A 22,619-nucleotide genomic window follows, 5' to 3' on the forward strand; every position below is an offset into this window, starting at 1 on the left:
ACGACGGCCGTTCAGCAGCGGATGACCGCTGCCATGCGCGACCCCGTCTTTCTACCTAACAAAAGGCAGGTTTTTGAATTAGCATGTGTCGGTTTCCAGAAACGCGTCCGAAGTACAAGGCATTACGATGACCATCAACGCCCGTGAGGCGATCCTGCTTGCTGCCAGAAACATCGCCCAGTCCCAGGGCTACAACGGCCTGAACTTTCGCGATCTGGCCGCCCAGGTCGGAATCAAGCCGGCCAGTATTTACTACTACTTCCCCAGCAAGGCTGATCTGGGTGTCGCGGTTGCCACGCGATACTGGCAGGACGGTGCCGCTGCACTCGAGACGATCTCCGCAGAAACCCCCGATCCGATCGAAGCGTTACGGCGTTTCCCGGAAATTTTCCGGCGCTCGCTGGAGGTTGAAAACCGCCTTTGCCTGGGCAGTTTCGTCGGCGCTGAAACCGACAACCTGCCGCCAGAGATGACCGAGGAAATGCAGCTATTTGCCCAGGTCAACATTGCCTGGCTGAGCAAGCTTTTGGTGGCGGCGAACGTTTGCTCGCCCTCGGACAGCGAGGTGCGGGCACAGGCCATTTTTTCCGCGGTGGCGGGCGCGCAACTGGTTGCCAGAAGCAGGTCGGACATTGCCCTTTTTGACACGTTGATCGACACCTATCGTGCCTGTGGTCTACTGCCGAACCAAGTCAGTATGGAACGGCGCTGATACGTCCAGACCATGGCATCTACACCGGCAAGCGAAACTGCTTGCGCAAGCTCTTATCGAACGCTCCGGCAGGCGCGAAGCGCCGCAGCATGCTGATTTGTCGGGCGGTCTTGCCAGCGGTGTATCGATGCCGCGGGCGAACATCGCTCGCCGCTTTCAGCACCACTGCTGCAACAACTTCGGGCAGGTCGGCTGTCGGCATGACATCGGCGAGCAACGCACGGACACCTGCTCGCGCCTGATCGTACGCCTGCAACTGCGAGTCCGGCTCGATGCCATTTTGATCGAAGACGGTGCGTACGTAGGCCGGCTCAATGACCGAGACCCGGACGTTGAAGGCGCGAATTTCATGATCGAGCGATTCCGAATAGCCTTCCAAGGCATGTTTGACCGCCGAATAATGAGCCGAGTAGGGCGCCGGTATCAGCCCCAGGACCGATCCGATATTGATAATGCGCCCCTGACCTCGTTGGCGCATCGACGGCAGTACTGCGTTGGTCATGCGCATGACGCCAAACAGGTTGACGTCGAACAGTGCCTGCACTTGCGGGATCGAGAACTCCTCGGCGCCGCCCAGCATACCGATGCCGGCATTGTTGACCAGCAGGTCGATGCGCCCGGTCTGCGCGAGAACGGTTGCAACCAGCGCACGGACAGAGTCGTCATCCGTGACATCGCAGCTCAGCATGGAGACCTGTGCATAACTGTCACCGGCTTTGCGGCTGGTGCCAAACACGGTATACCCCGAGCGCGCCAGCGCCTCGGCGGTGGCGCGACCGATGCCCGATGATGCACCCGTGACGATGGCGGTTCTTTCGGAAGAAGTGTTCATTTGATACTCCAATACTCGACAGGTGCGGGCCTGAAGTGTGGTTGAGCGGGGCGATGAGTAAGCGCTTACTTGATCTTCACGACGACCTTGCCCTTGGCACGGCCCTGACCCAGGTATTCAAGCCCTTCGCTGGCCCGTTCAAACGCAAAGACGCTGTCAATCACCGGTGTTAGCTGGCCACGTTCAAGCAACCTGGCAATGTCGCCAAGTTGAGCGCCATCCGCGCGAACAAACAGAAACGAGTACGACACACTTTTCTTGCTGGCCAGACGCGTGATCCTGCGGCTCATCAACCCGAATACGAAGGTGAAGAAGGCATTCATCCGCCGAGCCCTGGCGAATGCCTTATCCAGCGGGCCGACCAGGGATACGATCCTGCCGCCGGGCTTGAGGATGCCGACAGCTCTTTCAAGGTCGTCTCCCCGGGTGGTGCCGAGCACCAGGTCAACGTCGTGTAACACCTGTTCGAATGCCTGCTCTTTGTAATTCACCACTTCATCTGCGCCCAGGCTGCGGACCAGCTCCATATTCCCGGTGCTGGTGGTCGTGGCCACTGTGACGCCCAGATGTTTTGCCAGCTGTATGGCGAAGGTGCCGATACCTCCAGACCCGGCCGGTATGAACACCTTCTGGCCCGCTTGAAGAGGGGCGCAGTCCTTGAAAGCCTGCCACGACGTAAGCCCGACCATCGGGATGGAGGCTGCCTGAACAAAGTCCAGATTGGCCGGCTTCAGGGCGGCAGCGTGTTCCGGTACGGCGGCGAACTCGGCGATGGCGCCCCCACCCAGTTCGAACAGGCTCGCAAATACCGCGTCGCCCGCCTTGAAACGAGTGACTGCGCTACCCACCTGAATGACCACGCCCGCCAGATCGCTGCCCATGGTGGCCGGTAGTTGCAACTTCACCACAGGCTTGAAGACACCCGTAGTGATCATGTTGTCGATCGGGTTCAACCCGGCCGCGTGAACTTCCACCAACAGTTCGTCAGGTTTGATGGCTGGTATGGGAATGTGGGTAATCGCAATCTCGGGCGACTTGCCGTAATTTTCGAATGTCAGTGCTTTCATGACGCTCTGATTCCAGTGTCGTCGAACAAGGATGTGCATCCGCCGCGGCTTGATCCGCTTCAGGCTTGCGGGCGATAGCGCTCGGCTGCCTGAGCCTGCCGAATGTCCGACAACAGCCCTTGGCGCGCCTCATCCAGCGAGTCCCAACGCCCCGCCACATGCAGCGGCGGAATGGTCACCTGTTCGCGGCGGTCGAAACCCACCAGCGCCGCATCAACCAGTTCGTCGACGTCCATCACCTCTGCAATAGTGTTCAGATCGATCCCCGCGCGCTCCCAGATTTCGGTGCGCGTGGCCGCCGGGAGCACTGCCTGGACGTATACGCCCTTGGGCGCCAGTTCCACGTTCATTCCTTGGGAAAGGAACAGCACGTAGGCCTTGGTCGCACCGTAGACCGACATGCCGAACTCTGGCGCAAAGCCCACCACCGATCCGAGGTTGACGATCGAGCCCGAGCCGGACTGCGCGAAACGCGGGGCCACTGCGGCCGCAAGGCGTGTCAGGGCGACGATATTGAGTGCGACAAGCTTGTCGATGGACTCGGCGTTCTGTTGTGCGAACCCTCCGGATTGGGCAATGCCTGCGTTGTTGATCAGCACACCGATGCTTGCATCGTCACGCAGGCGGGTTTCCAGCGCCGTGAGGTCGGCAGATTGAGTCAAATCGGCCTGGATGACTTCAACGGCAACGCCGTTTTCTTCACGAAGGCGTGCTGCCAGGGCATCAAGACGTGCCTTGTCACGAGCGACCATCACGAGATTGTGACCGCGACGGGCAAATCGTTCGGCATAGACCGCGCCGATGCCGCTGGATGCACCGGTAATGAGAACAGTGGATGGCGTTGTCATGGAGGATGTGCTCGTAAAGTGCGTTTAGGAGATGGCACTTATGATTACGATCGAAATCTAAAATGTCAACGTATTGATGTTGATCGACATCAAAATGGTCGATGCCGATCGTGCTCAGATTCTGAAGGGGGTCTGGAGAACATCAACGTAAGGAGTACGGGTAAATTGCATGCACACCGTCGAAACCGCTTCTGCGCAAGCACAGTCACGACGGCGGTTGTTTAGCGATTGGGTGGAGGCAGTGCGTCTGTTTTCAGTCTGACGGCGTGAGCACGGCGCTCGTCATCAATTGAAGTATCGACTCGGCAGAGGGAATAGGGGGGTTATTCGTCTTTCTGTCGATGGTCAGGGAAGCGTAGCCGTGTGCGGTGCTCCAGGCGAGGAAGGTGCGCTGTTCAAGCAGTTCCGGCTCGGGCTCGCTACCGTATTTCGCTATCCAGGCATTGCGTATCGACTGGCGGAGCACTTGCAGCGCACGTTCACCCGATGTGAGAAGCCGGGGCAACGTGCGGTTTACACCCGAGCCAAACATCAACCGGAAGTGTTCCGGGTAACTTTTGGCGAAACTTACGTAACCAATGCCGCAACCCAGGAGGGTGTCGTCCAGTTCCTGTTGCACGGCAATGATGACGTCGGCCATGCGCTCGTACCCATCGGCCACCACCTCCGCCAGCAGGTTTTCCAGAGAGCCGAAATGGTGGGCGGGGGCAGCATGAGAGACATTCGCCCGTCTGGCGCACTCGCGCAGTGACATGCCGCGGGCTCCCGATTCCCCCACGATATCCCAGGCGGCCTGACGCAGGACGGCGGGCAGATTGCCGTGGTGGTAGGTCCGCGGGGCGTCTGAAGTCGACATTTAAGGCTCCCTATCATGAAACAAAAGTTATATTCCCGTCGGCTCAGCCTATCTTGTCAGTGACAAGATAGGCTGTTCTAATGGTGCCAGATCATCTGACGGGCGTGGGGAATACCGATGAGCGACATCATCAAAAGGCTTCGACTACTGACGCTGCGCGGCACGTTCACGCTGATCAGCCGTATTCTACCGGGCATCACTGGAAGATATCTCGCTCGACGTTTTGTGACTCCACAGGCATCCGGACGTGCCAAGGCTGCCGAAATCCTGAGTAAGGCGACGGATATGCAAACCGGTAGCCTTGAGCTGGACGGCATCAGAATTGCCACCTATGTCTGGGGCGACCCTGCCAGCCAGCCGTACGTGTTGCTGGCCCACGGCTGGTCAAGTTACGCGCTGCGTTTTATCGGATGGGTTCCGCTACTGCGCTCCATGGGCTACGCCGTGGTGGGGTTCGATCAGCCCGCGCACGGGTTGAGCGCAGGCAGCATCAGTCATATGACCCAGTTCGTGGCGGTGCAGCAGCACGTGAGACGCCATTTCGGAAAGCCTGCGGCGGTCATAGCGCATTCACTGGGCGCTTCATCCATTGTTTTTGCTGAGGAGCCGCAGTGGAGCCCTGAGCGCTTCATCCTGATTGCGCCGTTCCTGGCACCTGCGGACAGCGTACTTCAACAGTTCGATTCAGTCGGTGTTGCCCATAAGGTATTCAAGCCTTTCGAGGGCGTCCTGCATTCGCTGACCGGTCGCCGCTTCGCGGATTACGACGCCAGTCCGCGACTGCCGCTGCTTGATCGTCCCGCCCTGATCATTCATGACCGCCGTGATCGTGAAACGCCGTGGGAAAAGGGTGCTCGTTTTGCAGAACTATGGCCGGGCGCGCGTCTGTTTACCACTGAAGGGCTTGGCCACAATCGGCTGATTGATCATCCGTCGGTTATTGCGGAAGCGATGAAGTTTCTGAAACCGGATCATCATTAACGGCATCCGCAACGGATGGCCTTTCCAACGCTTCCACTCTAAAGCGTCTACACGCAGCTTCATGAAATCCGTATGTGCCAGCTGGATCTGGCTCGTTCAATTGCAAGATGAATAACGGAAGCCAGGTGCGTTTCCGCTCATCACGAGCTGAGCTTCTTTTAAAAGTCCTGACGTAGCCGGACAGGCGGGTCAGTGTCTTCAGAAGTTGGAGGCCGCTATGGGTTTTAATAATTTTTCCGATGAATTGGCGGTGCTTGAAATCGTCCGCAGCGCGAACTTCGTTCGGCCTGGAAAGTTGACGTCTGGTCAAATTTATCTCGCACTGATACGTCTTCAATCAGACGTTCCGGCGGCCGGGGAGTTTATGGCAATGATTGATGAGCTGGTCAAAGAGGGGCTGCTGGTTTCAGCCGCTGTGCTGGAGCACGACATCTCGTTTCCCTATGTCCAGCACATTGTTCTCGGTGTTACCGAAACAGGTGCGGCCGTACTGGAAAACCTGAGCTTTCAGGCTGACCTTTTTTACATGTGATCGGCGGAGCCGTTCCAGCTACAGCGTCAGGAAAGAACCGACAGTGATGCAATAGTCGCAGCCGTCAGTCCCGGACTGACGAACCTCACTTGCCCTGCACCCTGTGTCGCGCGTAGAGCACTGCTGTTCCGCCGGAAGCCGCACGGGCCTGTAGCTCGAACGTTTGTGGATAGCCTTTGATCAGATCGCTCAGTTTCTTGTAGCCATGAGTACGAGGATCGAACTCAGGGCGCAGTTTGGTGATGTTTGTGCCAATGGCGCCCAAGGGTGCCCAGCCGTCTTCATCAGCAATATCGTCCATTATCTTTGCGATGAAGCCCACGGGGGCTTTGGGTTTCTTGCTCGGCTCGGTTGCCACCGATTTCACGTTGCTCGGTGTTGCAGTTGCATCGGGCGTAGAGTCTCCGCTGGCCGGGGTGGTGATCTCTTCACGAAGCAATTCGATGTAGATGAACTTGTCGCAGGCCGCCACAAATGGTTTGGGTGTCTTTTCTTCGCCAAAGCCATAAACGGTCAGGCCTTCCTCACGCAAACGCGAAGCCAGACGTGTGAAGTCACTGTCGCTGGACACCAGGCAGAACCCGTCGAAACGACGCGTGTAGAGCAAGTCCATCGCGTCGATTATCAACGAGCTGTCAGTCGCATTCTTGCCTTTGGTGTAGGCGAATTGCTGGATGGGCTGAATGGAGTAGTCGAGCAGAACTTTCTTCCAGCCGCCGAGTTGCGGGCCGGTCCAGTCACCATAGATGCGCTTGACGCTGGCCACGCCGTATTTGGCGATCTCTTCGAAAAGGCCTTCTACGATAGCCGCTGGCGCATTGTCGGCATCAATCAGCACTGCCAAGTGCTTTTGAGCGCTGTTGGGGTTTTGAACGGCCATGGATCACCCTCGTACGAAAGCATAACCATACCGTCAAAACGAGAGATTGGCGCTATTCCCCGATATTTATGCAAGGCAGGCCGCTGCCGAAGCTTTCCGGCAGCGGCCTTGGCACGTCAGATTCGGAAACTGCCCACCAACTGCGTCAGCCGGGTGGACTGCTGTTCAAGGTCAGTGCACGCGCGCAGGGTCGCGTTCAGGTTCTCTACGCCTTGCTGGTTCAGCGTGTTGATCTCGGTGATGTCCACGTTGATCGCTTCCACGACGGCGGTCTGCTCTTCGGTGGCAGTCGCCACTGACTGGTTCATGCCGTCGATTTCGCCAATCCGATCGGTGACGTTCTCCAGACTTGTCACGGCCTTGTTGGCAATCTCGACCGTTTCAATGCTCTCACGCTGGCTTTCATTCATGATCGCTACGGCTTCACGGGCACCGGATTGCAGTTGCTCGATCATCTCCTGCACTTGGCTCGCTGATTCCTGGGTTCGATGTGCCAGGCTGCGGACTTCGTCGGCGACCACGGCAAAACCTCTGCCGGCTTCACCCGCACGCGCGGCCTCGATGGCCGCATTGAGGGCCAGAAGATTGGTCTGTTGGGAGATGCCGGTAATCACGTCCAGAATCTGGCCGATGTTGGCTGTCTTGGTGTTCAGCGTTTCGATCTGCTCGCTTGCGCTGCTGATTCGTTTGGAAAGACGGCTCATGGCCGAGATGTTCTGCCCGACTACGTCCTGCCCGTCCGACGCCAGCGTCCGTGCATCGCTGGAGTGACCCGACGCACGCGCGGCGTTCTGGGCGATCTCCTGCGTTGCGGCGCCCAGTTCATTGATGGCAGCGGCGACGCTGTTGGTGCGGTGGGACTGTTGATCGGAGTTGAGCATCGACGAGTTGGATGCAGTCAGTACCCGCTGTGCAACTTCATTGAGCTGCACGGTGGAGGAGGCGACTTCACGCATCGAGTCATGGATTCGCTCTACAAAGAGGTTGAAGCCATTACCCAGATACCCGAACTCGTCCTGGCTCTCGATGATCAGGCGCTTGGTCAGGTCACCTTCGCCGGCAGCGATATCGTGCATGGCACGGCCCATCAGGTTCAGTGGCCGCAGCAGAACGCCCAGGAGCATGCCCAGCAGCAGGATGATCAGTACCACAGCAATCACAGTGGCCACGATGGCCGAGTTTCTGAACTCGCCCAGCGCCGCGTAAGCCGTGTTTTTATCCATCGCCACGCCAACGTACCAGTTGACCGAGGGCAGGCCGTCCACGTGCGCGAAGGTAAGGATCTGCGTCTTGCCGGCAAACTCGCTTTCACTCAGGTCTTGCGACAGCTTCGGTGTTTTCGCCGGGTAGACTTCGGCCAGCGTCTTCATCACCAGGGAGGTGTCCGGATGAACCAGGATGCGGCCATTCGCGTCGACCAGGAACGCGTATCCGTCGCCGTGCAACCGAAGTGAGCTGATCATCTTCACCAGAATTTCCAGGCTCAGGTCGCCGCCAATCACACCGGCCACGCCAGACTCACCCTTGATCGGTGTGGCAAGGGTCACGATCAAACCCTTGGTCACGGCGTCCAGATACGGCTCGGTGAGGATGGTTTTGCCGGCGCGAACGGCATCGACATACCACGGTCGGGTTCTGGGGTCGTAATCGGCCGGCATGTCATCAGGCGGCTGGGTGACGAAAGAGCCATCACTTCTGCCCTGGTAAATGCTCATGAAGGTGGCGATCAGCGTAGGTTGGCCAAGCACCCGATTCTGCTCTTGCGGGGACTGAGGCGAAGATGCGTTTTCCGCCAGGCTCTCTACCAGAAGAATTCGTCCTGAAAGCCAGTTACGGATATTGCCGGCGGTGCTTTCGCCTGTCTGGTTCAGGTTCTCCTTGAGTTGCATGCGCAATGTATTGCGCTGCAGATAGTCGTTATAGAAGGTGAACAACGTGAATGCGGCGATCACCACCAGGGACGCCGCCAAGAGGATTTTATGGCTGAATTTTAAAGATTTTCTCATGCCGATATGAGCCTTTAGATATTACTCGGAAATGATGTACTGCGAGCGCAACGGCGTTTTATCGGCTGGCAGGCTGATTAATGAATGCCGATCGTCATATGAATGAGTGCGCACAAAGCGACAGCACGCATTTCTAAAAGCGACGCAGCGTTTTTCACGATGTTTTGATAACGTCACGAAAGCAAAAATGAAGTGCATGGAACGCATTCAGCGCGCGTTTTCAATGTATACCTCTCTGCAACGTTTCACGTTTCCTGCGCTTTGCGGTCCTTTATGGGGATAGAAGACATGAACCGTTCACCAGGTGGCACAGGTACGTCGGCAAGAGTGGTCTTCAATTGGCGTGAATCAAGCGAGGTTTCAAGTGATCGCCAGGCGTAAATTCAGCGACGCAATGCAAGGAAAAAACCTTCGCTTTCTGCAAGAGGAAAAACATGAGTCCAGGCGGCAAACGCGTGCCGGTTTTCTTCTGCTGGAGCATTTTTCGCTACCTGCTTTCACTCAGGTGTTGGACGCCATTGTCACGGCCAATCTGCTGCGGCGGGATCTGTTTTCGACCATCACGCTTGGTCTTGGCGAAGGCGAGGTGGTCAGTGACCTCGGGCTGGTGATCCGCCCGGATGAGCTGTTTGGGCGAGCCAGCCTTGCAGGACTGGACCTGCTGGTCATCTGCGGAGGCTATCGCACCGAGTTGAAGGCAAGCGATAACCTGATCCGCTTATTGCGCGACGCGGCCTCTCAGGAGGTAATCCTGGCAGGACTATGGAACGGCGCCTGGTTTTTGGGGCGGGCCGGTTTGCTGGATGGCTACCGATGCGCGATCCACCCGGAGCATCGACCCGCTCTCGCGGAGATCGCCAGCGTGGGCCAGGTCACGAGTGAGGCGTATGTCGCAGACCGGGACCGACTGACCGCCTCAAGTCCGACAGGCGCCTATCATATGGCGCTGGAGTGGATCAAAGGTTTGCATGGCAAGGCGCTGGTAGAGGGGATCGAAGACATCCTTTCATTCGAGGAGTCCAGATACCGGCGTATCAAAACCTCGCCGTTACTGTCCGTGAGCGCTCCGTTGCGCGAAGTGATTCGACTCATGGAGTCGAATCTGGAGGAGCCTTTGGAAATGGAAGAGCTGGCCGTTTATGGGGGCCGTTCGCGACGTCAGCTTGAGCGATTGTTCAAAGAGCAGTTAGGCACTACCCCGCAGCGCTATTATCTGGAACTGCGCATCACCGAAGCTCGGCGGTTGCTGCAGCACACTGAGTTGTCTCAAACCGAAGTGCTGGTGGCGTGCGGATTTGTATCGCCGAGTCATTTCAGCAAGTGTTACAGCTCCTACTTCGGTTACCGCCCCTCTGCGGAGAAAAGGCGTGTCAAATAGTCGAGTGGGCGAACATCACAATGATGTTCATCATTACGCGTTGTGGCATGAAAGTGCTTACTTACCACTTGCCTGTTGTTCCGACGCTTCGTGCTCTGCATACCACCGTGCATAAGGCGTATTTTTCACCTTGCGCCGATTGAAATCCTCGGCGCCATCGGTCCACCAGACTTCACCACGCTCGCCCAGTGCAACTTTGGCCTTGTCGACACTGGCTCGCGCCGTCTTCAGGGCTGCCGGGTCTTCGGAGGCCTTGGCGGCTTTGACTGCACGACGTGCAGCCATCAGCTCATCCACCAGATGCTGGCGAACGTCGTCGCTCAAAGAGGGATTGGAGCACCGCCAGAGTTGCCCTTTGACCACAAAATACCGGCCATCAGGCGTGGTCGGGTTCACCCTACGAATATCCGCGGGCGACCGCGTCAGCGCCGATCAGGCCTGTCACTCGCCCGGCCAGCGTGTCCAGCCCGAACGGCTTGGTCAGTACCTGCGTGCAAGGCCGCAGGTGGCAATCGTCCAGCACCGAAGTCTTGGCGTAACCGGTGATGAACAGGGTCGGCAGGCCGGGTCGACAGTCACCGGCGGCATCGGCCATTTCCCGGCCGTTCATGCCGCCTGGCAAGCCTATATCACTGATCAGCAGGTCGATGCGGGTATCCGACTGCAGGATCTCCAGGCCTGATTGTGCGTCAGCGGCTTCCAGGCATTTGTAGCCCAGACCGCTGATGACTTCGGCGACGAGCATCCTCACCGAGGGTTCGTCATCCACGATCAGAACGGTTTCACCGGTGTGATGCGGTGGTTCTTCGATGACTTCCGGTTCAACGGCGCGGGGAGCATTTTCAGCGGTGTGGCGTGGCAGGTGCATGACCACGCTGGTGCCCTGGCCTTCGACCGATTCGACGCGAATCTGCCCGCCGGACTGACGCACAAAACCATACACCATCGACAGCCCGAGACCGGTGCCTGCACCGATGGCCTTGGTGGTGAAGAACGGTTCAAACGCTTTGGCGGCGATGTCCGGACTCATGCCGATGCCCGTGTCGGTGACCCGTATGCTCAGGTGCTCGCCGGCAGGAATGCCATGATCCGGGTCGGTGCACTCTTCAAGGGACGCATTGGCAGTCTCAATGACAATGCGCCCGCCGTTGGGCATCGCGTCGCGGGCATTCAGGCACAGGTTCAGCAGCGAGCTTTCCAGCTGAGCGTGGTCGATCAGCGCGGGCCACAGGTCATTTTGCGCGATGACCTTTATGTCTATCTCCGGGCCGACGGTACGGGTGATCAACTCTTCCATGTCATGAATCAACCCGTTGACGTCGGTGACTCTCGGCGACAGTGTCTGGCGTCGTGAGAACGCCAGCAGACGGTGGGTCAGCGACGCCGCGCGGCGTACCGCGCCCTGGGCGACCGATACGTAACGGTCGACGTCGCCGACGCGGCCCTGGGCCAGTCGTTTGGTGATCAGTTCCAGGCTGCCGGAAATACCGGCCAGCAGATTATTGAAGTCGTGTGCGATGCCCCCCGTCAGTTGCCCGACGGCATCCATTTTCTGTGAGTGGCGCAGGGCATCTTCGATCTGCTCGCGTTCGAAAACGGCCTGTTCGATGCGCTGTTCGAGTGTCTGGTTGAGTTCTCTGACCGCTTCTTCGGCTTTTTTTCGGGCGGTTACATCAATAGAGGAGCCGATCAGACCGATCACTTCGCCGTTGGCATCGAGCAGCGGCGCTTTGGTCGAGAGCCATATCGCTGCGGAGCCGTCAGCCAGGTTGACCTGTTCTTCGATCTGTTCGCTGACATTGCTCTGCATGATCCGGCGGTCGGTTTCCATGAGGATCCGCGCCTGTTCCTGGTCATCCAGAAACTCCAGATCCGTCTTGCCGATGAAAAACTCGGGCGGCTTGCCGATCAGGTCGGCGGTGCCGCGATTAGCGACCAGCATCCGTCCCTCGAGGTCCTTGGCGTAGACAACGCCGGGAACGGCAGCCGTGAATATCCTCAGCAATTCGTTGAGCCGGTCGCGCTCGTCTTCGGCAGTGCGACGGCTGTCTATATCGAGCAATACGCCCGGACTGCGAACAGGCTTGCCACGACTATCACGTTCGATTCTTCCGCTGGCTTCGACCCAGCGATAAATACCGTCTTCATGGAGAACCCGGTATTCGCATCGATAGGTTTCGCTGCTCTGCAGCGCGTCCTCGATTAACTTGTCGACTCTGGCCGAATCGTCAGGATGAATGGAGGCAATCACCAGCTCCAGTGGCAAGCCTTTGGCGCATAGCTTCGGGCACAAGCCGAAGGTCCGGGCAAAACGCTCATCGCCGGTCAGTTGATCGGCAACGATGTCCCACACCCAGGCGCCGACAACGGCCCCAGAATCCAAGGCGAGTTGCAGCCGCTCGGCAGCTTCCTGTGCCGAGGGAAGGCGTGGCTCGAGGGCGAATGGCCTGCCGCCGGAAACATCATTGCTCATCACTATCGACCCACTTGAACGCCTGGTTCACAAAGACTCAGTCATAGGGCAGCGCAGCGGCCTGAAAGTTGTACAAAATTTATTCTATTTTGTGCCAGATGCCTGACAAAGCGATCAGTGACACTCGATCATTCCATGATCCAGTAGGGGGTGATATTAAATTAATATCATTTGAGGTGCGCGCTATTTTCCGCGGAGCAGGCAGGGCAGCGCTTTCAAGTGATGCCGGGCTTGGCAAATCACCTGAAGGCGCTGGTTTCATTCAAGTATTCAGCGTCTTGCGAATGTATCAATGCTGGCCGACAGGCGTAGGCAGGTTGGCAGCCTGTACCGGCGACCAGCGGGTCAGCGCATAAAACACTGCGCCGCCCAGGATGCAGCCGGTAAACCAGGCGAAGTTGGCAATCGGCTTGAACCACTCGATAAAGGTGAAGCACAGACCGACCAGTGCGGTGAGCAGCAATGCCTTGACCGCGATCCAGTTCACGCCGTTGGTGTACCAGTAGCGACCGCTCGGCGTGTCATTGAACAGGGCGTCGACGTCGATCTGCTGCTTCTTGATCAGGTAGTAATCCACCAGCAGGATGCCGAACAGCGGGCCGATGCAGGCCGCCAGCACGTCCAGGGTGTAGTGAATCACTTCAGGGTTGTTGAACAGGTTCCAGGGTGTGATGAAGATCGACGCCACCGCAGCGATCATGCCGCCTGCACGCCAGCTGATGCGGCTGGGCGCCACGTTGGCGAAGTCGAAGGCGGGGGAAACGAAGTTGGCGACGATGTTGATGCCGACCGTAGCGGTGACGAAGGTGAAGGCACCGAGCAGCACGGCCGTGGTGTTGTCGATGCGCGCGACGGTCGCGATAGGGTCGTGGATCATCTCGCCGAAAATCGGCAGCGTGCCCGAGACGATCACCACCGTTACCAGCGAAAACGCCAGAAAATTCACCGGCAAGCCCCAGAAATTGCCGCGGCGTACGTCGGCCATGCTGCGGCAATAGCGGCTGAAATCGCCGAAGTTAAGCGTCGGCCCGGAGAAATACGAGACTACCAGAGCAATGGCCATGACCACCTGGCCGAACGCCGCCCAGCCGGACAACTCTTTTTCCGCCAGGGTAAAACTGATGTTGTCCCAGCCAGCGCGCCAGACAATCCAGCCTGCCAGCGCGAACATCACCGCATAAACGGCAGGGCCGGCCCAGTCGATGAAGCGCCTGATCGACTCCATACCCGTCCAGAACACGGCGGCCTGCACCACCCACAAGGCGAGAAAGCCGAACCAGCCGAGCCAGGACAGCCCGAGAAACGTCACGCTTTGATACGCGGCCAGTTCCGGGAAGAAACGCAGCACCACGATCACCAATGCGCTGGACGCCAGGTAGGTTTGAATGCCGTACCACGCCACTGCGATCAGCCCGCGAATGATGGCGGGAATGTTGGCACCGAAGACGCCGAAGGCCAGGCGGCAGATGACCGGGTAGGGCACGGCGGCTTGCTGACTGGGTTTGGCGACCAGATTGGCAATCACCTGAATGATGCAGATCCCCACCAGCAGCGCGATCAGCACCTGCCAGCTGGCCAGGCCCAGGGCGAACAGACTTGCGGCGAAAACGTAGCCGCCGACGCTGTGCACGTCGCTCATCCAGAACGCCAGAATGTTGTACCAGGTCCACTTCTGCGGCACCGGCCCCAGATCGTGGTTGTGCAGGCGCGGGCTGTACCCGGCTGGGCGTTGATCTGTCATTGCGTGACTCCCTCGGTGTGTCGTGACGGGATCGGAGTACGATCGATGATTTTTTTGTATACGATCGTGTACGCAAAACATGTGCCACGCCTTTTATCATTAGCCGGGAATGGTCGCGAGGCTTGTTGCAGGGCGGTTATGCTGAGAAAGATGGATAAGCCAGGCGGGTTAGAGCAGGAACTTGAAGTGCACGTAAACAGGGCGCTTTTGCTCATTTACGGTGCGGTTCATGCGTTTCTTGTTAAGGGGTTATCTGACCTGCTGTTTAAATTGCGCTACTCATCATGTTCCGTCTCAGGCACTATTCTTGTATACGATCTGTAATGCCAATGTGATGTGAAGCCATGATCCGACCTGACAGCGCTCCGTTGTTTCTCGCGCCTTCTACCGATGAAAAAGGCCGTGATGAACAGATTTACCAGCATGTACTGGAAGCCATCGTCGAACATCGGCTCGCCCCGGGGACGCGCTTGCCCGAGGACGCCCTGGCCGAAGTATTCGAGATCAGCCGTACCGGCATCCGCAAGGTCTTGCAGCGTCTGGCGCTGGAACGACTGGTGACCTTGCGCCCCAAGCGCGGCGCAGAGGTTGCGCAACCGTCGGCTCAGGAAGCACAGGACGTGTTGGGTGCCAGGCAACTGATCGAGCCCGCGCTGATGGCCGATATTGCCACGCGAGTTGGCGGCCAGCGCCTGGAAGCACTGCGCGCGCTCTGCGCTCAGGAACATGAGGCGCAACACGCGGGGCGCCACAGCGAAGCGATTCAATTGTCGGCGCGCTTCCATGTGCAGTTGAGCGCGCTGGCGGGCAATCAGGTATTGACCGAACAAGTCGCGCAGCTCACCACACGGTCTTCGTTGATTGTGGCGGTGTACGGCTCGCGACGCAGTGTCGGCTGTGAGTGTGGCCAGCATGTTGACTTGCTGACCTTGCTCGAAAGCGGGCAGGGCGAACAGGCGCGTGAGTGGATGGCCGAGCATTTGCGCCGCATCCGTGCCAGCCTGAATGTGGATGCGCCGGTCAGCGAGACAGTGGATTTTCATAGCATTTTCAAACGGCGCTGAAGGAGTCCCGGTGCGTATTCAAGTGATCAACCCCAACACCAGCGAAGCCATGACCCACAAGATCGGTCTGGCCGCGCAAGCCGTGTCGCGCCCCGGCACGCAGATCATCGCCTGCAGTCCTGCGGATGGTCCGGTGTCCATCGAAGGCCATTTCGACGAGGCGATAGCGACGCTGGGCGTGCTCGAAGAAGTGCGCAAGGGACGCGAGCAACAGGTCGACGCGCATATCATTGCCTGTTTCGGCGACCCCGGGCTGCTGGCGGCACGCGAGTACGCCAGTGCCCCGGTGATCGGCATCGCCGAAGCGGCCTTTCATATGGCCAGCCTGATTTCCACCCGTTTCGCCGTGGTCACCACGCTGACCCGCACCCGGATCATTGCCGAGCATCTGCTGCAGCGTTATGGCTTCAGTGAGTTATGCACATCGGTGCGTTGTATCGATCTGCCAGTGCTGGCGCTGGAGGAAAGCGGGCCGGAGCTTATCGAATGCATGGCCGAGCAGGCCCGTCGCGCCCGTGACGAAGAAGGGGCAGGCGCCATTGTGCTGGGCTGCGGTGGGATGGCGGATCTGGGCAGGCAATTGAGCGAAGCGATTGGTCTGCCAGTCATCGACGGCGTGGCTGCGGCGGTGAAACTGGCCGAATCGCTGGTGGATCTGGGCCTGACCACCAGCAAACACGGCGACCTTGCCGACCCCATCGGCAAACCGTTCAAAGGCCGGTTTGCCTATATGAGTCGGTGATCAGTGAAGGCTTAGCTTCGCGCTTAGCGTTACACACAAGTTCTGGGGAACACGAAATACGTGTCTTTCAGGCTTCTGCCCGGAGGGCGTAGGAGCGAACTTGTTCGCGAAGGGGGCGGTATGAACGATGAAAGTACATCGTCTGAAACACGGTTTTCGCGAACAAGTTCGCCCCCACAGCCTACGGCCAGAATCAAAAACGAATGTGCGCATAACGACGAGCGCCCTGCGCGGTTTGACATTTTCAGGCTTCTGCCCGGAGGGCGTAGGAGCGAACTTGTTCGCGAAGGGGGCGGTATGAACGATGAAAGTACATCGCCTGAAACACGGTTTTCGCGAACAAGTTCGCTCCCAAGGCCTACGGCCACAATCAGAAGCGAACTTGTACCTTACATAGCCGGCACGCCACCCCCGACCAAGGCTTCAGTCGTGTCGTCCGGCAACACAATCGTGTTGTTGCCGGGCGTCAGGATGACCTTGCGGCAATCCTCTTCCTTCTTGTCGAACAGCTTGTAGCCCTTCGCCGCATCTTCCAGTGACATCCGGTGCGTGATGATGGCTTCGGGTTCCAGGCGGCCTGCCTCGATGTGTTCCAGCAATTCAGGCATGAAGCGATGCACGTGGGTCTGGCCCATTTTGAAGGTCAGGCCCTTGTCGAACGCATCGCCGAACATGAAGCCGTGGATGAACCCGGCATATACACCCGGCACACTGACCACGCCGCCACGACGTACCGCCGCGATGCACTGACGCAACGCCTTGCCGCTGCTGCCTTCCAGTTTCAGCGTGGCCAGGATGGTTTCAGTGGTACTGCCCTTGGCCTCGAAACCCACCGCGTCCACGACGCCGTCCACGCCGCGCATGCCGGCAGTCTGGCGAATGATCGTGTCGGCCGGATCATCGTCTTCATCGAAGTTGATCGGGATCACGCCGTAGGTTTTCTGCGCATAGGCCAGACGATACGGGTGGTGATCGACCATGAAGATCTTCTCGGCACCGAGCATTTTGGCGCACGCTGCGCTCATCAGACCGACCGGCCCCGCGCCGTAAATGGCAACCGTCGAACCCTGGCCAATCCCGGCGTTGAGTACAGCCTGCCAGGCGGTGGGAAGAATATCAGAGAGGAACAGCACCTTCTCGTCAGCCAGAGTGCCTGGCACCTTGAACGGACCGACGTTGGCCTTGGGCACGCGCACGTACTCAGCCTGACCGCCCGGGACACCGCCATACAGATGGCTGAAGCCGAACAGCGCGGCCCCTGGTGGAATCGACTTTTTGTTGAGGATCGCGCCACGTCCGGTATTGGTGGTTTCGCAGGCCGCGAACTGGTCGAGGTCGCAGAAAAAACAGCTGCCGCAAGCGATGACAAACGGGATTACCACGCGATCGCCTTTGGCTACAGCCGTGACGGCCGAGCCGGTTTCTTCCACGACACCCATGAACTCGTGGCCGAAGATGTCGCCGTGTTCAACGGTAGGGATTTTGCCGCGGTACAAGTGCAGGTCGGAACCGCAGATAGCGGTCGCCGTGACGCGCAGAATGATGTCATCCGCTTGCTCGATCACAGGGTCCGGCACTGTATCGACCTTCACACTGTTCGCGCCGTGGTAAGTCAAAGCTCTCATGGTTAATCCTCAGTGGTAGCAGAAATTTCCGATCCGTTACTGAAGATGAACCATGAGTTTTTTGTTGGTTCAGCGCGATTGATCGACGCGGGGACTAACGGTAGGTCAGTTGCGGAACGCTGTCATATCCTGCAAGAGCATGCCCATCAGGCGATTGGCGCCGACACTCAGTTGACGACCCAGGCGGCTGATCAGGTGAGTCTGCGGGCTGCTGAACACCTCGTGCTGCAAGGGCAGGGCACGCAATGTGCCGGCCTTTATTTCTTCCTCCACGACAAAGGTCGGCAGCAACGTGACACCACCCTGCATGGCGAAATGCTTGAGCATGGCGAAGGTGCTGCAGGTCAGCGTCGGCTGCACGGTGATGCCCAGCTGGTGTTCGGCTTGCAGCAGGATCTGGCGAATACCGTAAGACACGGCAGGCAGGGCGACACGGTAGTTTTCAAGTGCCCGCAGCTGTATCGGTCCTGGTTCTTCGGTCAGCGGATGATCCGGCGCGGTGATCACACAGACCGGCTGGCGCTGATGCGCATGCGAACGGATTTTCGGGTCGGCAGCCGGATTGAAGACCAGGCCGATGTGCGCTTCATCCTCTACCACCTGGCGAATCACTTCGTTGCTGCCACAAACGTTCACGATCAGTTCGATTCTGGGATACAGCTCGGAAAACCGTGCCAGCGGTTGCGCCAGACTTTCCAGAAACCCCTCCCCGGAGACCAGCGTCACCGAGCCGCTGTGCAAGCCTTTCAGCGCTTGAATCGAATCCAGCAGGACCTCCTGCTGCGTCAGCCGCTGGCGGTAGTAGGCCAGCACCTTGTCGCCCGCCTCGGTCGGTTTGACGCCGCGTCGATGGCGTTCCAGCAAGGGTGAGCCCAGCTCCTGTTCCAACTGTGCGATCTGGCGGCTGACCGCCGAAGGCGCAACGTTGAGAAAGTCGGCGGCAGCCCGGACGCTGCCCAATCGCACGGCTTCGAAAAAATACAGGATGCGTCGATCTTGAACGAGGCTCATGGGCTTCCAGTGTTGCGCTAAAGGCAACATAAATTCGATTTTTGGATTATTGCTGAGAGGGGAGAGCGCTGTCCATACTCGAATCATCAGCACATTGCCGGCTGAAAGAGCCTGCAGCGTTGTCCTCGAATTCGTACAAAAACCTTTGATAGGGATGCAGACATGACTTTGAAAGCAGGTGTGATCGGATTGGGCAACATGGGCGGCGGCATGGCTGCCACGCTGGCGGGCAAGGGCTTTGATGTCAGCGGCTTCGACCTGTCGCAGGCCGCACTGGCCCAGGCCGAAAGCAAGGGCGTCAAGCCGGTTGCCGACCGCACACAACTGATTCAAGGCGTGGACATCCTGATCCTCTCGCTGCCCAAGGCCGAGCACGTGGAGTCGGTGTGCCTCGGCGCGGGTGGCATCAACGAGGTGGGTCGCAAGGGCCTGATCGTCGTCGATACCACGACGTCGACGCCGGAAATGAGCCGCAAGGTCGCCGCCGAACTGGCGAAGAACGGCATCGCATTCATCGACGCGCCGGTGTCTGGCGGTCCGAAAGGCGCAGCCACCGGCACCATGTCGATGGTGATCGGTGCCGAGGACGCTGACCTGGCGCGCGCCATGCCGGTTCTGGAAGGCATGAGCGGGACACGCGTGCACGTCGGACAATGTGGCGCGGGCAACGTCGCCAAGATCGCCAACAACATGCTCGCCGCCTGTCACCTGATCAGCACTGCCGAGGCCGTGGCGATGGCCGCGCGTGCAGGGGTCGATCCGGAAAAGCTCCTGCAGGGCCTGAATGCCGGCTCCGGACGTAGCGGTGCCACGCAGGTCATGTTCCCGACCTGGGTACTCAACAAGGCGTATGACTCCGGTTTCACCATGGGCCTGATGCGCAAGGACGTCGGCCTGGCCAGCGATCTGGCAGACAGCCTCGACATGGACCTGCCGCTGTCACGCGTCGTCGCGCAGTTGTGGCAGGCCAGCATTGAAACCCTGGCGGACAACGAAGACTTCTGCGCCATCGTGCAACGCACCGATGGCAAACTTTACGGTCATGGAGAATAAGCGATGAGCACTGCAAAAATCCTCGAACTGATGCGTCCTTACTGGGGCGATCGCAGTGTCATCGCCAGCTACGTCGGCGGCCAGTTCATCGAAGGCCACGGCGCGCCCGTCGAAGTGCGCAATGCTCATGACGACAGCCTGCTGCTGAGTTTCCCGGACGCCGACGAGTCGTTGGTCGATGTGGCCGACAAGGCGGCGAAGGCTGCGCAACAACAATGGTGGGCGCTCACCGCTCAGGCGCGCGGCCGCGCCATGTATCAGGTGGGCAATCTGATTCGTGACGAGCTGGAAAACCTCGCGCAGATCGAATCCCTGACCGCCAACAAGCCGATCCGCGATGCCCGTGTCGAAGTGCTCAAAGTGGCCGAGATGTTCGAGTATTACGCCGGTTGGGCGGACAAGCTGCATGGCGAAATCATCCCGGTGCCGACCACGCACCTGAACTACGTGACCTACGAACCGCTGGGCACGGTGTTGCAGATCACACCCTGGAATGCCCCGATCTTCACCTGCGGCTGGCAGATCGCCCCGGCGATTGCAGCGGGCAACGCGGTCATTCTCAAGCCGTCAGAGCTGACCCCGCTCAGCTCGCTGATGGTCGGCGTGCTGATCGAGCGTGCCGGCGTGCCGAAAGGGCTGGTCAACGTGATTGCCGGTTTTGGTCACTCCATCGGCCAAGCGTTCATTGCCAAGGCTGACATTCGCAAGGTGGTGTTCGTCGGCTCGCCAGCCACTGGCCGGCATATCGCCGTGGCGGCAGCGCAGCGCTGCATTCCTGCGGTGCTGGAACTGGGCGGCAAGTCGGCCAACATCGTGTTCGACGATGCCGACCTGGAAGTCGCCTTGCGCGGTGCCCAGGCTGCAATCTTTTCCGGTGCGGGGCAGAGCTGCGTTTCCGGTTCACGCCTGCTGGTGCAGGAGTCGATCTTCGAGAAGTTCACCAATGCCCTGGCGGTGGCTGCGACGCAGTTCAAGGTCGGTGATCCGAGCGATCCGGAAACCCAGATCGGCCCGATCAACAACGCCAAGCAATACAGCCATGTGAAAAACATGGTCGAGCAGGCGCTCAAAGACGGCGCGAAGCTGGTGGGCGAGCACGCTGATCCGATCCCGGAAAAACCCGGTTACTACATCAACCCGACCGTTCTGGCGGGCACCAACGCGCTGTACTGCGCGCAGGAAGAGATCTTCGGCCCGGTGGTGGTGGCGATTCCGTTCAAGGACGAAGAGGACGCTATCCGCATCGCCAACGACAGCCGTTTCGGCCTGGCCGGTGGTGTCTGGACCCGTGATGTCGGCCGCGCCCACCGTGTTGCCAGACAAGTACGTGCCGGGACCTTCTGGGTCAACGGTTACAAGACTATTCACGTCAGTTCGCCATTCGGCGGCTATGGTGAGAGTGGTTATGGCCGGTCTTCCGGTCTGGATGCCCTGCGCGAGTACAGTGAAGTGAAAAGCGTCTGGGTCGAAACCGCCGCCAAGCCAGCCGCCAGCTTTGGCTACGGCGCGAGTCTGGAGTAAGCACATGTCCATTTCAAAGACGTTGATTGACGAAGCAACCGTGTGGCGCCGCACCCTTCACGCCGCGCCGGAACTGGGGTTCCAGGAGCTGAAGACCTCCGACAAGGTGGCAGAGCTGCTGAGCAGTTTCGGCATCGAGATTCACCGTGGTCTGGGCGGCACTGGCGTGGTCGGCACCCTGCGTAACGGCGATGGCCCGACCATCGGCCTGCGTGCCGACATGGATGCCTTGCCGATTCAGGAGCTGGGCGACAGCGTTCACAAGTCGACCCACAAGGGCTGCATGCACGCCTGCGGTCACGATGGCCATACCGCGATCCTGCTGGCTACCGCCAGGCATCTGGCCGAGACTCGGCGCTTTCGCGGTACGGTGCATTTCGTCTTCCAGCCTGCCGAGGAGAACCTCGGCGGCGCACAGCGAATGATCGAAGACGGGCTGTTCGAGCGCTTTCCGATGGAAGCCATCTACGGCCTGCACAACTGGCCGGGTGTGCCTGCGGGCAAGGTGGTGATCAATCCGGGGCCGATGATGGCGTCGCTCGACACTTTTGAAATCATCCTGACCGGCAAGGGCAGCCACGCAGCCATGCCGGACAAGGGCAACGATCCGATCGTGGCCGCGGCCGAACTGGTCCTGGGGCTGCAAACCATCGTCTCCCGGCGCCTGTCGCCACTCGATTCGGCGGTGGTCAGCATCACTCAGTTCAATGCCGGCGAGGCGATCAACGTGATCCCGGAAACCGCCACGCTGCGTGGCACCGTGCGTTGCCTGCAAACCCCTGTGCGGGAAAAGGTTCAGCGCCTGATCGGCGAGTTCGTCGAGTGTATGCCGACGGCCTTCGGCGTGCGCGGCGAGCTGGTCTACAACGTCGGCTACCCGGTGACCGAAAACCACGTCGAAGCAGCAGCCACGATCCGTCGTGCAGCGGTCGCTGCAGTGGGCGAGGCCAACGTGCAGTGGGGCTGTAACCCGTCGATGGCCTCCGAAGACTTCGCCTTCATGCTGCACGCCTGCCCGGGTGCCTACATCTGGATGGGCGTCGACGGCGACAAGCCGTCAGCGGCGTTGCACAACCCGTACTACGACTTCAACGACCAGGTCATCGAACCCGGCGTTGCGGTCTGGACCTCGCTGGTAGAGCAGTGCCTGCCAGTGGCTTGAATGGCTTGTGCCCAGCGTGATGCTCACGCCTGCCTTCGACTCTGGCCGTAGGCCTTAGGCACGAATCGGGCAACGCTTCGCTTGTTCGCGAAAAGGCAGGTACATCCGCAGCAGATGTACCTTCCCGAACGCTCT

Annotated in this window: 20 protein-coding genes; 9 read left to right on the forward strand and 11 right to left on the reverse strand. The window is 59.2% G+C overall.

Going from position 1 to position 22,619, the window contains the following annotated elements:
- Positions 1 to 127: 127 nt before the first annotated feature.
- Positions 128 to 712 carry a TetR/AcrR family transcriptional regulator gene (locus tag JOE33_RS21975; protein WP_187625730.1) on the forward strand — a complete coding sequence of 195 codons (585 nt, stop codon included), beginning with the start codon at positions 128 to 130 and terminating at the stop codon, positions 710 to 712.
- Between the two features lie 19 nt (positions 713 to 731).
- On the opposite strand, the gene JOE33_RS21980 is transcribed toward JOE33_RS21975, so the two are convergent.
- The 4 genes from JOE33_RS21980 to JOE33_RS21995 form a co-directional block, all read right to left on the reverse strand.
- Positions 732 to 1,544, reverse strand: coding sequence for an oxidoreductase (locus JOE33_RS21980; RefSeq protein ID WP_122590188.1), 813 nt, complete (start codon positions 1,542 to 1,544; stop codon positions 732 to 734).
- Positions 1,545 to 1,609: 65 nt separating this feature from the next.
- Entirely contained in the window at positions 1,610 to 2,611 is a 1,002-nt protein-coding gene (locus tag JOE33_RS21985) for an NADP-dependent oxidoreductase (RefSeq protein WP_209924133.1), read from the reverse strand.
- Between the two features lie 59 nt (positions 2,612 to 2,670).
- Complete coding sequence (locus JOE33_RS21990; RefSeq protein ID WP_010434867.1) at positions 2,671 to 3,459, reverse strand: SDR family oxidoreductase; 789 nt, start codon at positions 3,457 to 3,459, stop codon at positions 2,671 to 2,673.
- 253 nt (positions 3,460 to 3,712) lie between these two features.
- Positions 3,713 to 4,315 (reverse strand): TetR/AcrR family transcriptional regulator, encoded by a 603-nt coding sequence (locus JOE33_RS21995; protein WP_010434865.1) that lies wholly within the window; start codon positions 4,313 to 4,315, stop codon positions 3,713 to 3,715.
- 117 nt (positions 4,316 to 4,432) lie between these two features.
- Between JOE33_RS21995 and JOE33_RS22000 the strand changes: the two genes are divergently transcribed.
- Both JOE33_RS22000 and JOE33_RS22005 read left to right on the forward strand, forming a co-directional pair.
- Positions 4,433 to 5,296 (forward strand): alpha/beta hydrolase, encoded by an 864-nt coding sequence (locus tag JOE33_RS22000; RefSeq protein WP_209924134.1) that lies wholly within the window; start codon positions 4,433 to 4,435, stop codon positions 5,294 to 5,296.
- Positions 5,297 to 5,513: 217 nt separating this feature from the next.
- Positions 5,514 to 5,828, forward strand: a complete 315-nt coding sequence (locus JOE33_RS22005; protein WP_010434862.1) for a hypothetical protein — start codon at positions 5,514 to 5,516, stop codon at positions 5,826 to 5,828.
- 85 nt (positions 5,829 to 5,913) lie between these two features.
- On the opposite strand, the gene JOE33_RS22010 is transcribed toward JOE33_RS22005, so the two are convergent.
- Both JOE33_RS22010 and JOE33_RS22015 read right to left on the reverse strand, forming a co-directional pair.
- Positions 5,914 to 6,708 (reverse strand): NYN domain-containing protein, encoded by a 795-nt coding sequence (locus JOE33_RS22010; RefSeq protein WP_032612404.1) that lies wholly within the window; start codon positions 6,706 to 6,708, stop codon positions 5,914 to 5,916.
- 116 nt (positions 6,709 to 6,824) lie between these two features.
- Positions 6,825 to 8,714, reverse strand: a complete 1,890-nt coding sequence (locus JOE33_RS22015; protein WP_032612402.1) for a methyl-accepting chemotaxis protein — start codon at positions 8,712 to 8,714, stop codon at positions 6,825 to 6,827.
- Between the two features lie 394 nt (positions 8,715 to 9,108).
- Here JOE33_RS22015 and JOE33_RS22020 point away from each other — a divergent pair, with 394 nt between their 5' ends.
- On the forward strand, positions 9,109 to 10,092 hold the full coding sequence (locus JOE33_RS22020) for a GlxA family transcriptional regulator (protein ID WP_050549117.1): 984 nt from the start codon (positions 9,109 to 9,111) through the stop codon (positions 10,090 to 10,092).
- A gap of 57 nt (positions 10,093 to 10,149) precedes the next feature.
- On the opposite strand, the gene JOE33_RS22025 is transcribed toward JOE33_RS22020, so the two are convergent.
- The 3 genes from JOE33_RS22025 to JOE33_RS22035 form a co-directional block, all read right to left on the reverse strand.
- On the reverse strand, positions 10,150 to 10,488 hold the full coding sequence (locus JOE33_RS22025; RefSeq protein ID WP_080288712.1) for a hypothetical protein: 339 nt from the start codon (positions 10,486 to 10,488) through the stop codon (positions 10,150 to 10,152).
- Position 10,489: 1 nt separating this feature from the next.
- Positions 10,490 to 12,565: a PAS domain-containing sensor histidine kinase gene (locus JOE33_RS22030; RefSeq protein ID WP_122590183.1), complete on the reverse strand. Its 2,076-nt coding sequence runs from the start codon at positions 12,563 to 12,565 to the stop codon at positions 10,490 to 10,492.
- A gap of 289 nt (positions 12,566 to 12,854) precedes the next feature.
- Complete coding sequence (locus JOE33_RS22035; RefSeq protein ID WP_096140077.1) at positions 12,855 to 14,306, reverse strand: NCS1 family nucleobase:cation symporter-1; 1,452 nt, start codon at positions 14,304 to 14,306, stop codon at positions 12,855 to 12,857.
- A 344-nt stretch (positions 14,307 to 14,650) separates the two neighbouring features.
- Between JOE33_RS22035 and JOE33_RS22040 the strand changes: the two genes are divergently transcribed.
- The gene (locus JOE33_RS22040) at positions 14,651 to 15,370 is read left to right on the forward strand and encodes a GntR family transcriptional regulator (protein WP_010434855.1); all 720 of its coding nucleotides are present in this window, start codon (positions 14,651 to 14,653) and stop codon (positions 15,368 to 15,370) included.
- A 10-nt stretch (positions 15,371 to 15,380) separates the two neighbouring features.
- The gene (locus tag JOE33_RS22045) at positions 15,381 to 16,112 is read left to right on the forward strand and encodes an aspartate/glutamate racemase family protein (RefSeq protein ID WP_096243940.1); all 732 of its coding nucleotides are present in this window, start codon (positions 15,381 to 15,383) and stop codon (positions 16,110 to 16,112) included.
- A 389-nt stretch (positions 16,113 to 16,501) separates the two neighbouring features.
- On the opposite strand, the gene JOE33_RS22050 is transcribed toward JOE33_RS22045, so the two are convergent.
- Entirely contained in the window at positions 16,502 to 17,737 is a 1,236-nt protein-coding gene (locus JOE33_RS22050) for a zinc-dependent alcohol dehydrogenase (protein ID WP_187626229.1), read from the reverse strand.
- A 105-nt stretch (positions 17,738 to 17,842) separates the two neighbouring features.
- Positions 17,843 to 18,748, reverse strand: coding sequence for a LysR family transcriptional regulator (locus JOE33_RS22055; protein ID WP_032612389.1), 906 nt, complete (start codon positions 18,746 to 18,748; stop codon positions 17,843 to 17,845).
- 162 nt (positions 18,749 to 18,910) lie between these two features.
- On the opposite strand from JOE33_RS22055, the gene JOE33_RS22060 reads away from it, so the two are divergent.
- Genes JOE33_RS22060 through JOE33_RS22070 form a run of 3 tightly spaced genes read left to right on the forward strand, consistent with a single transcriptional unit; the run spans position 18,911 to position 22,484 of the window.
- Positions 18,911 to 19,801 carry an NAD(P)-dependent oxidoreductase gene (locus tag JOE33_RS22060; RefSeq protein ID WP_122529993.1) on the forward strand — a complete coding sequence of 297 codons (891 nt, stop codon included), beginning with the start codon at positions 18,911 to 18,913 and terminating at the stop codon, positions 19,799 to 19,801.
- A 3-nt stretch (positions 19,802 to 19,804) separates the two neighbouring features.
- Positions 19,805 to 21,322 carry an aldehyde dehydrogenase family protein gene (locus JOE33_RS22065; protein WP_010434990.1) on the forward strand — a complete coding sequence of 506 codons (1,518 nt, stop codon included), beginning with the start codon at positions 19,805 to 19,807 and terminating at the stop codon, positions 21,320 to 21,322.
- 4 nt (positions 21,323 to 21,326) lie between these two features.
- Positions 21,327 to 22,484, forward strand: a complete 1,158-nt coding sequence (locus JOE33_RS22070; protein ID WP_032612387.1) for a M20 aminoacylase family protein — start codon at positions 21,327 to 21,329, stop codon at positions 22,482 to 22,484.
- Positions 22,485 to 22,619 lie beyond the last annotated feature (135 nt).

The organism is Pseudomonas sp. PvP027, from assembly GCF_017833005.1.
In the GTDB taxonomy this organism is placed as follows: domain Bacteria; phylum Pseudomonadota; class Gammaproteobacteria; order Pseudomonadales; family Pseudomonadaceae; genus Aquipseudomonas; species Aquipseudomonas congelans.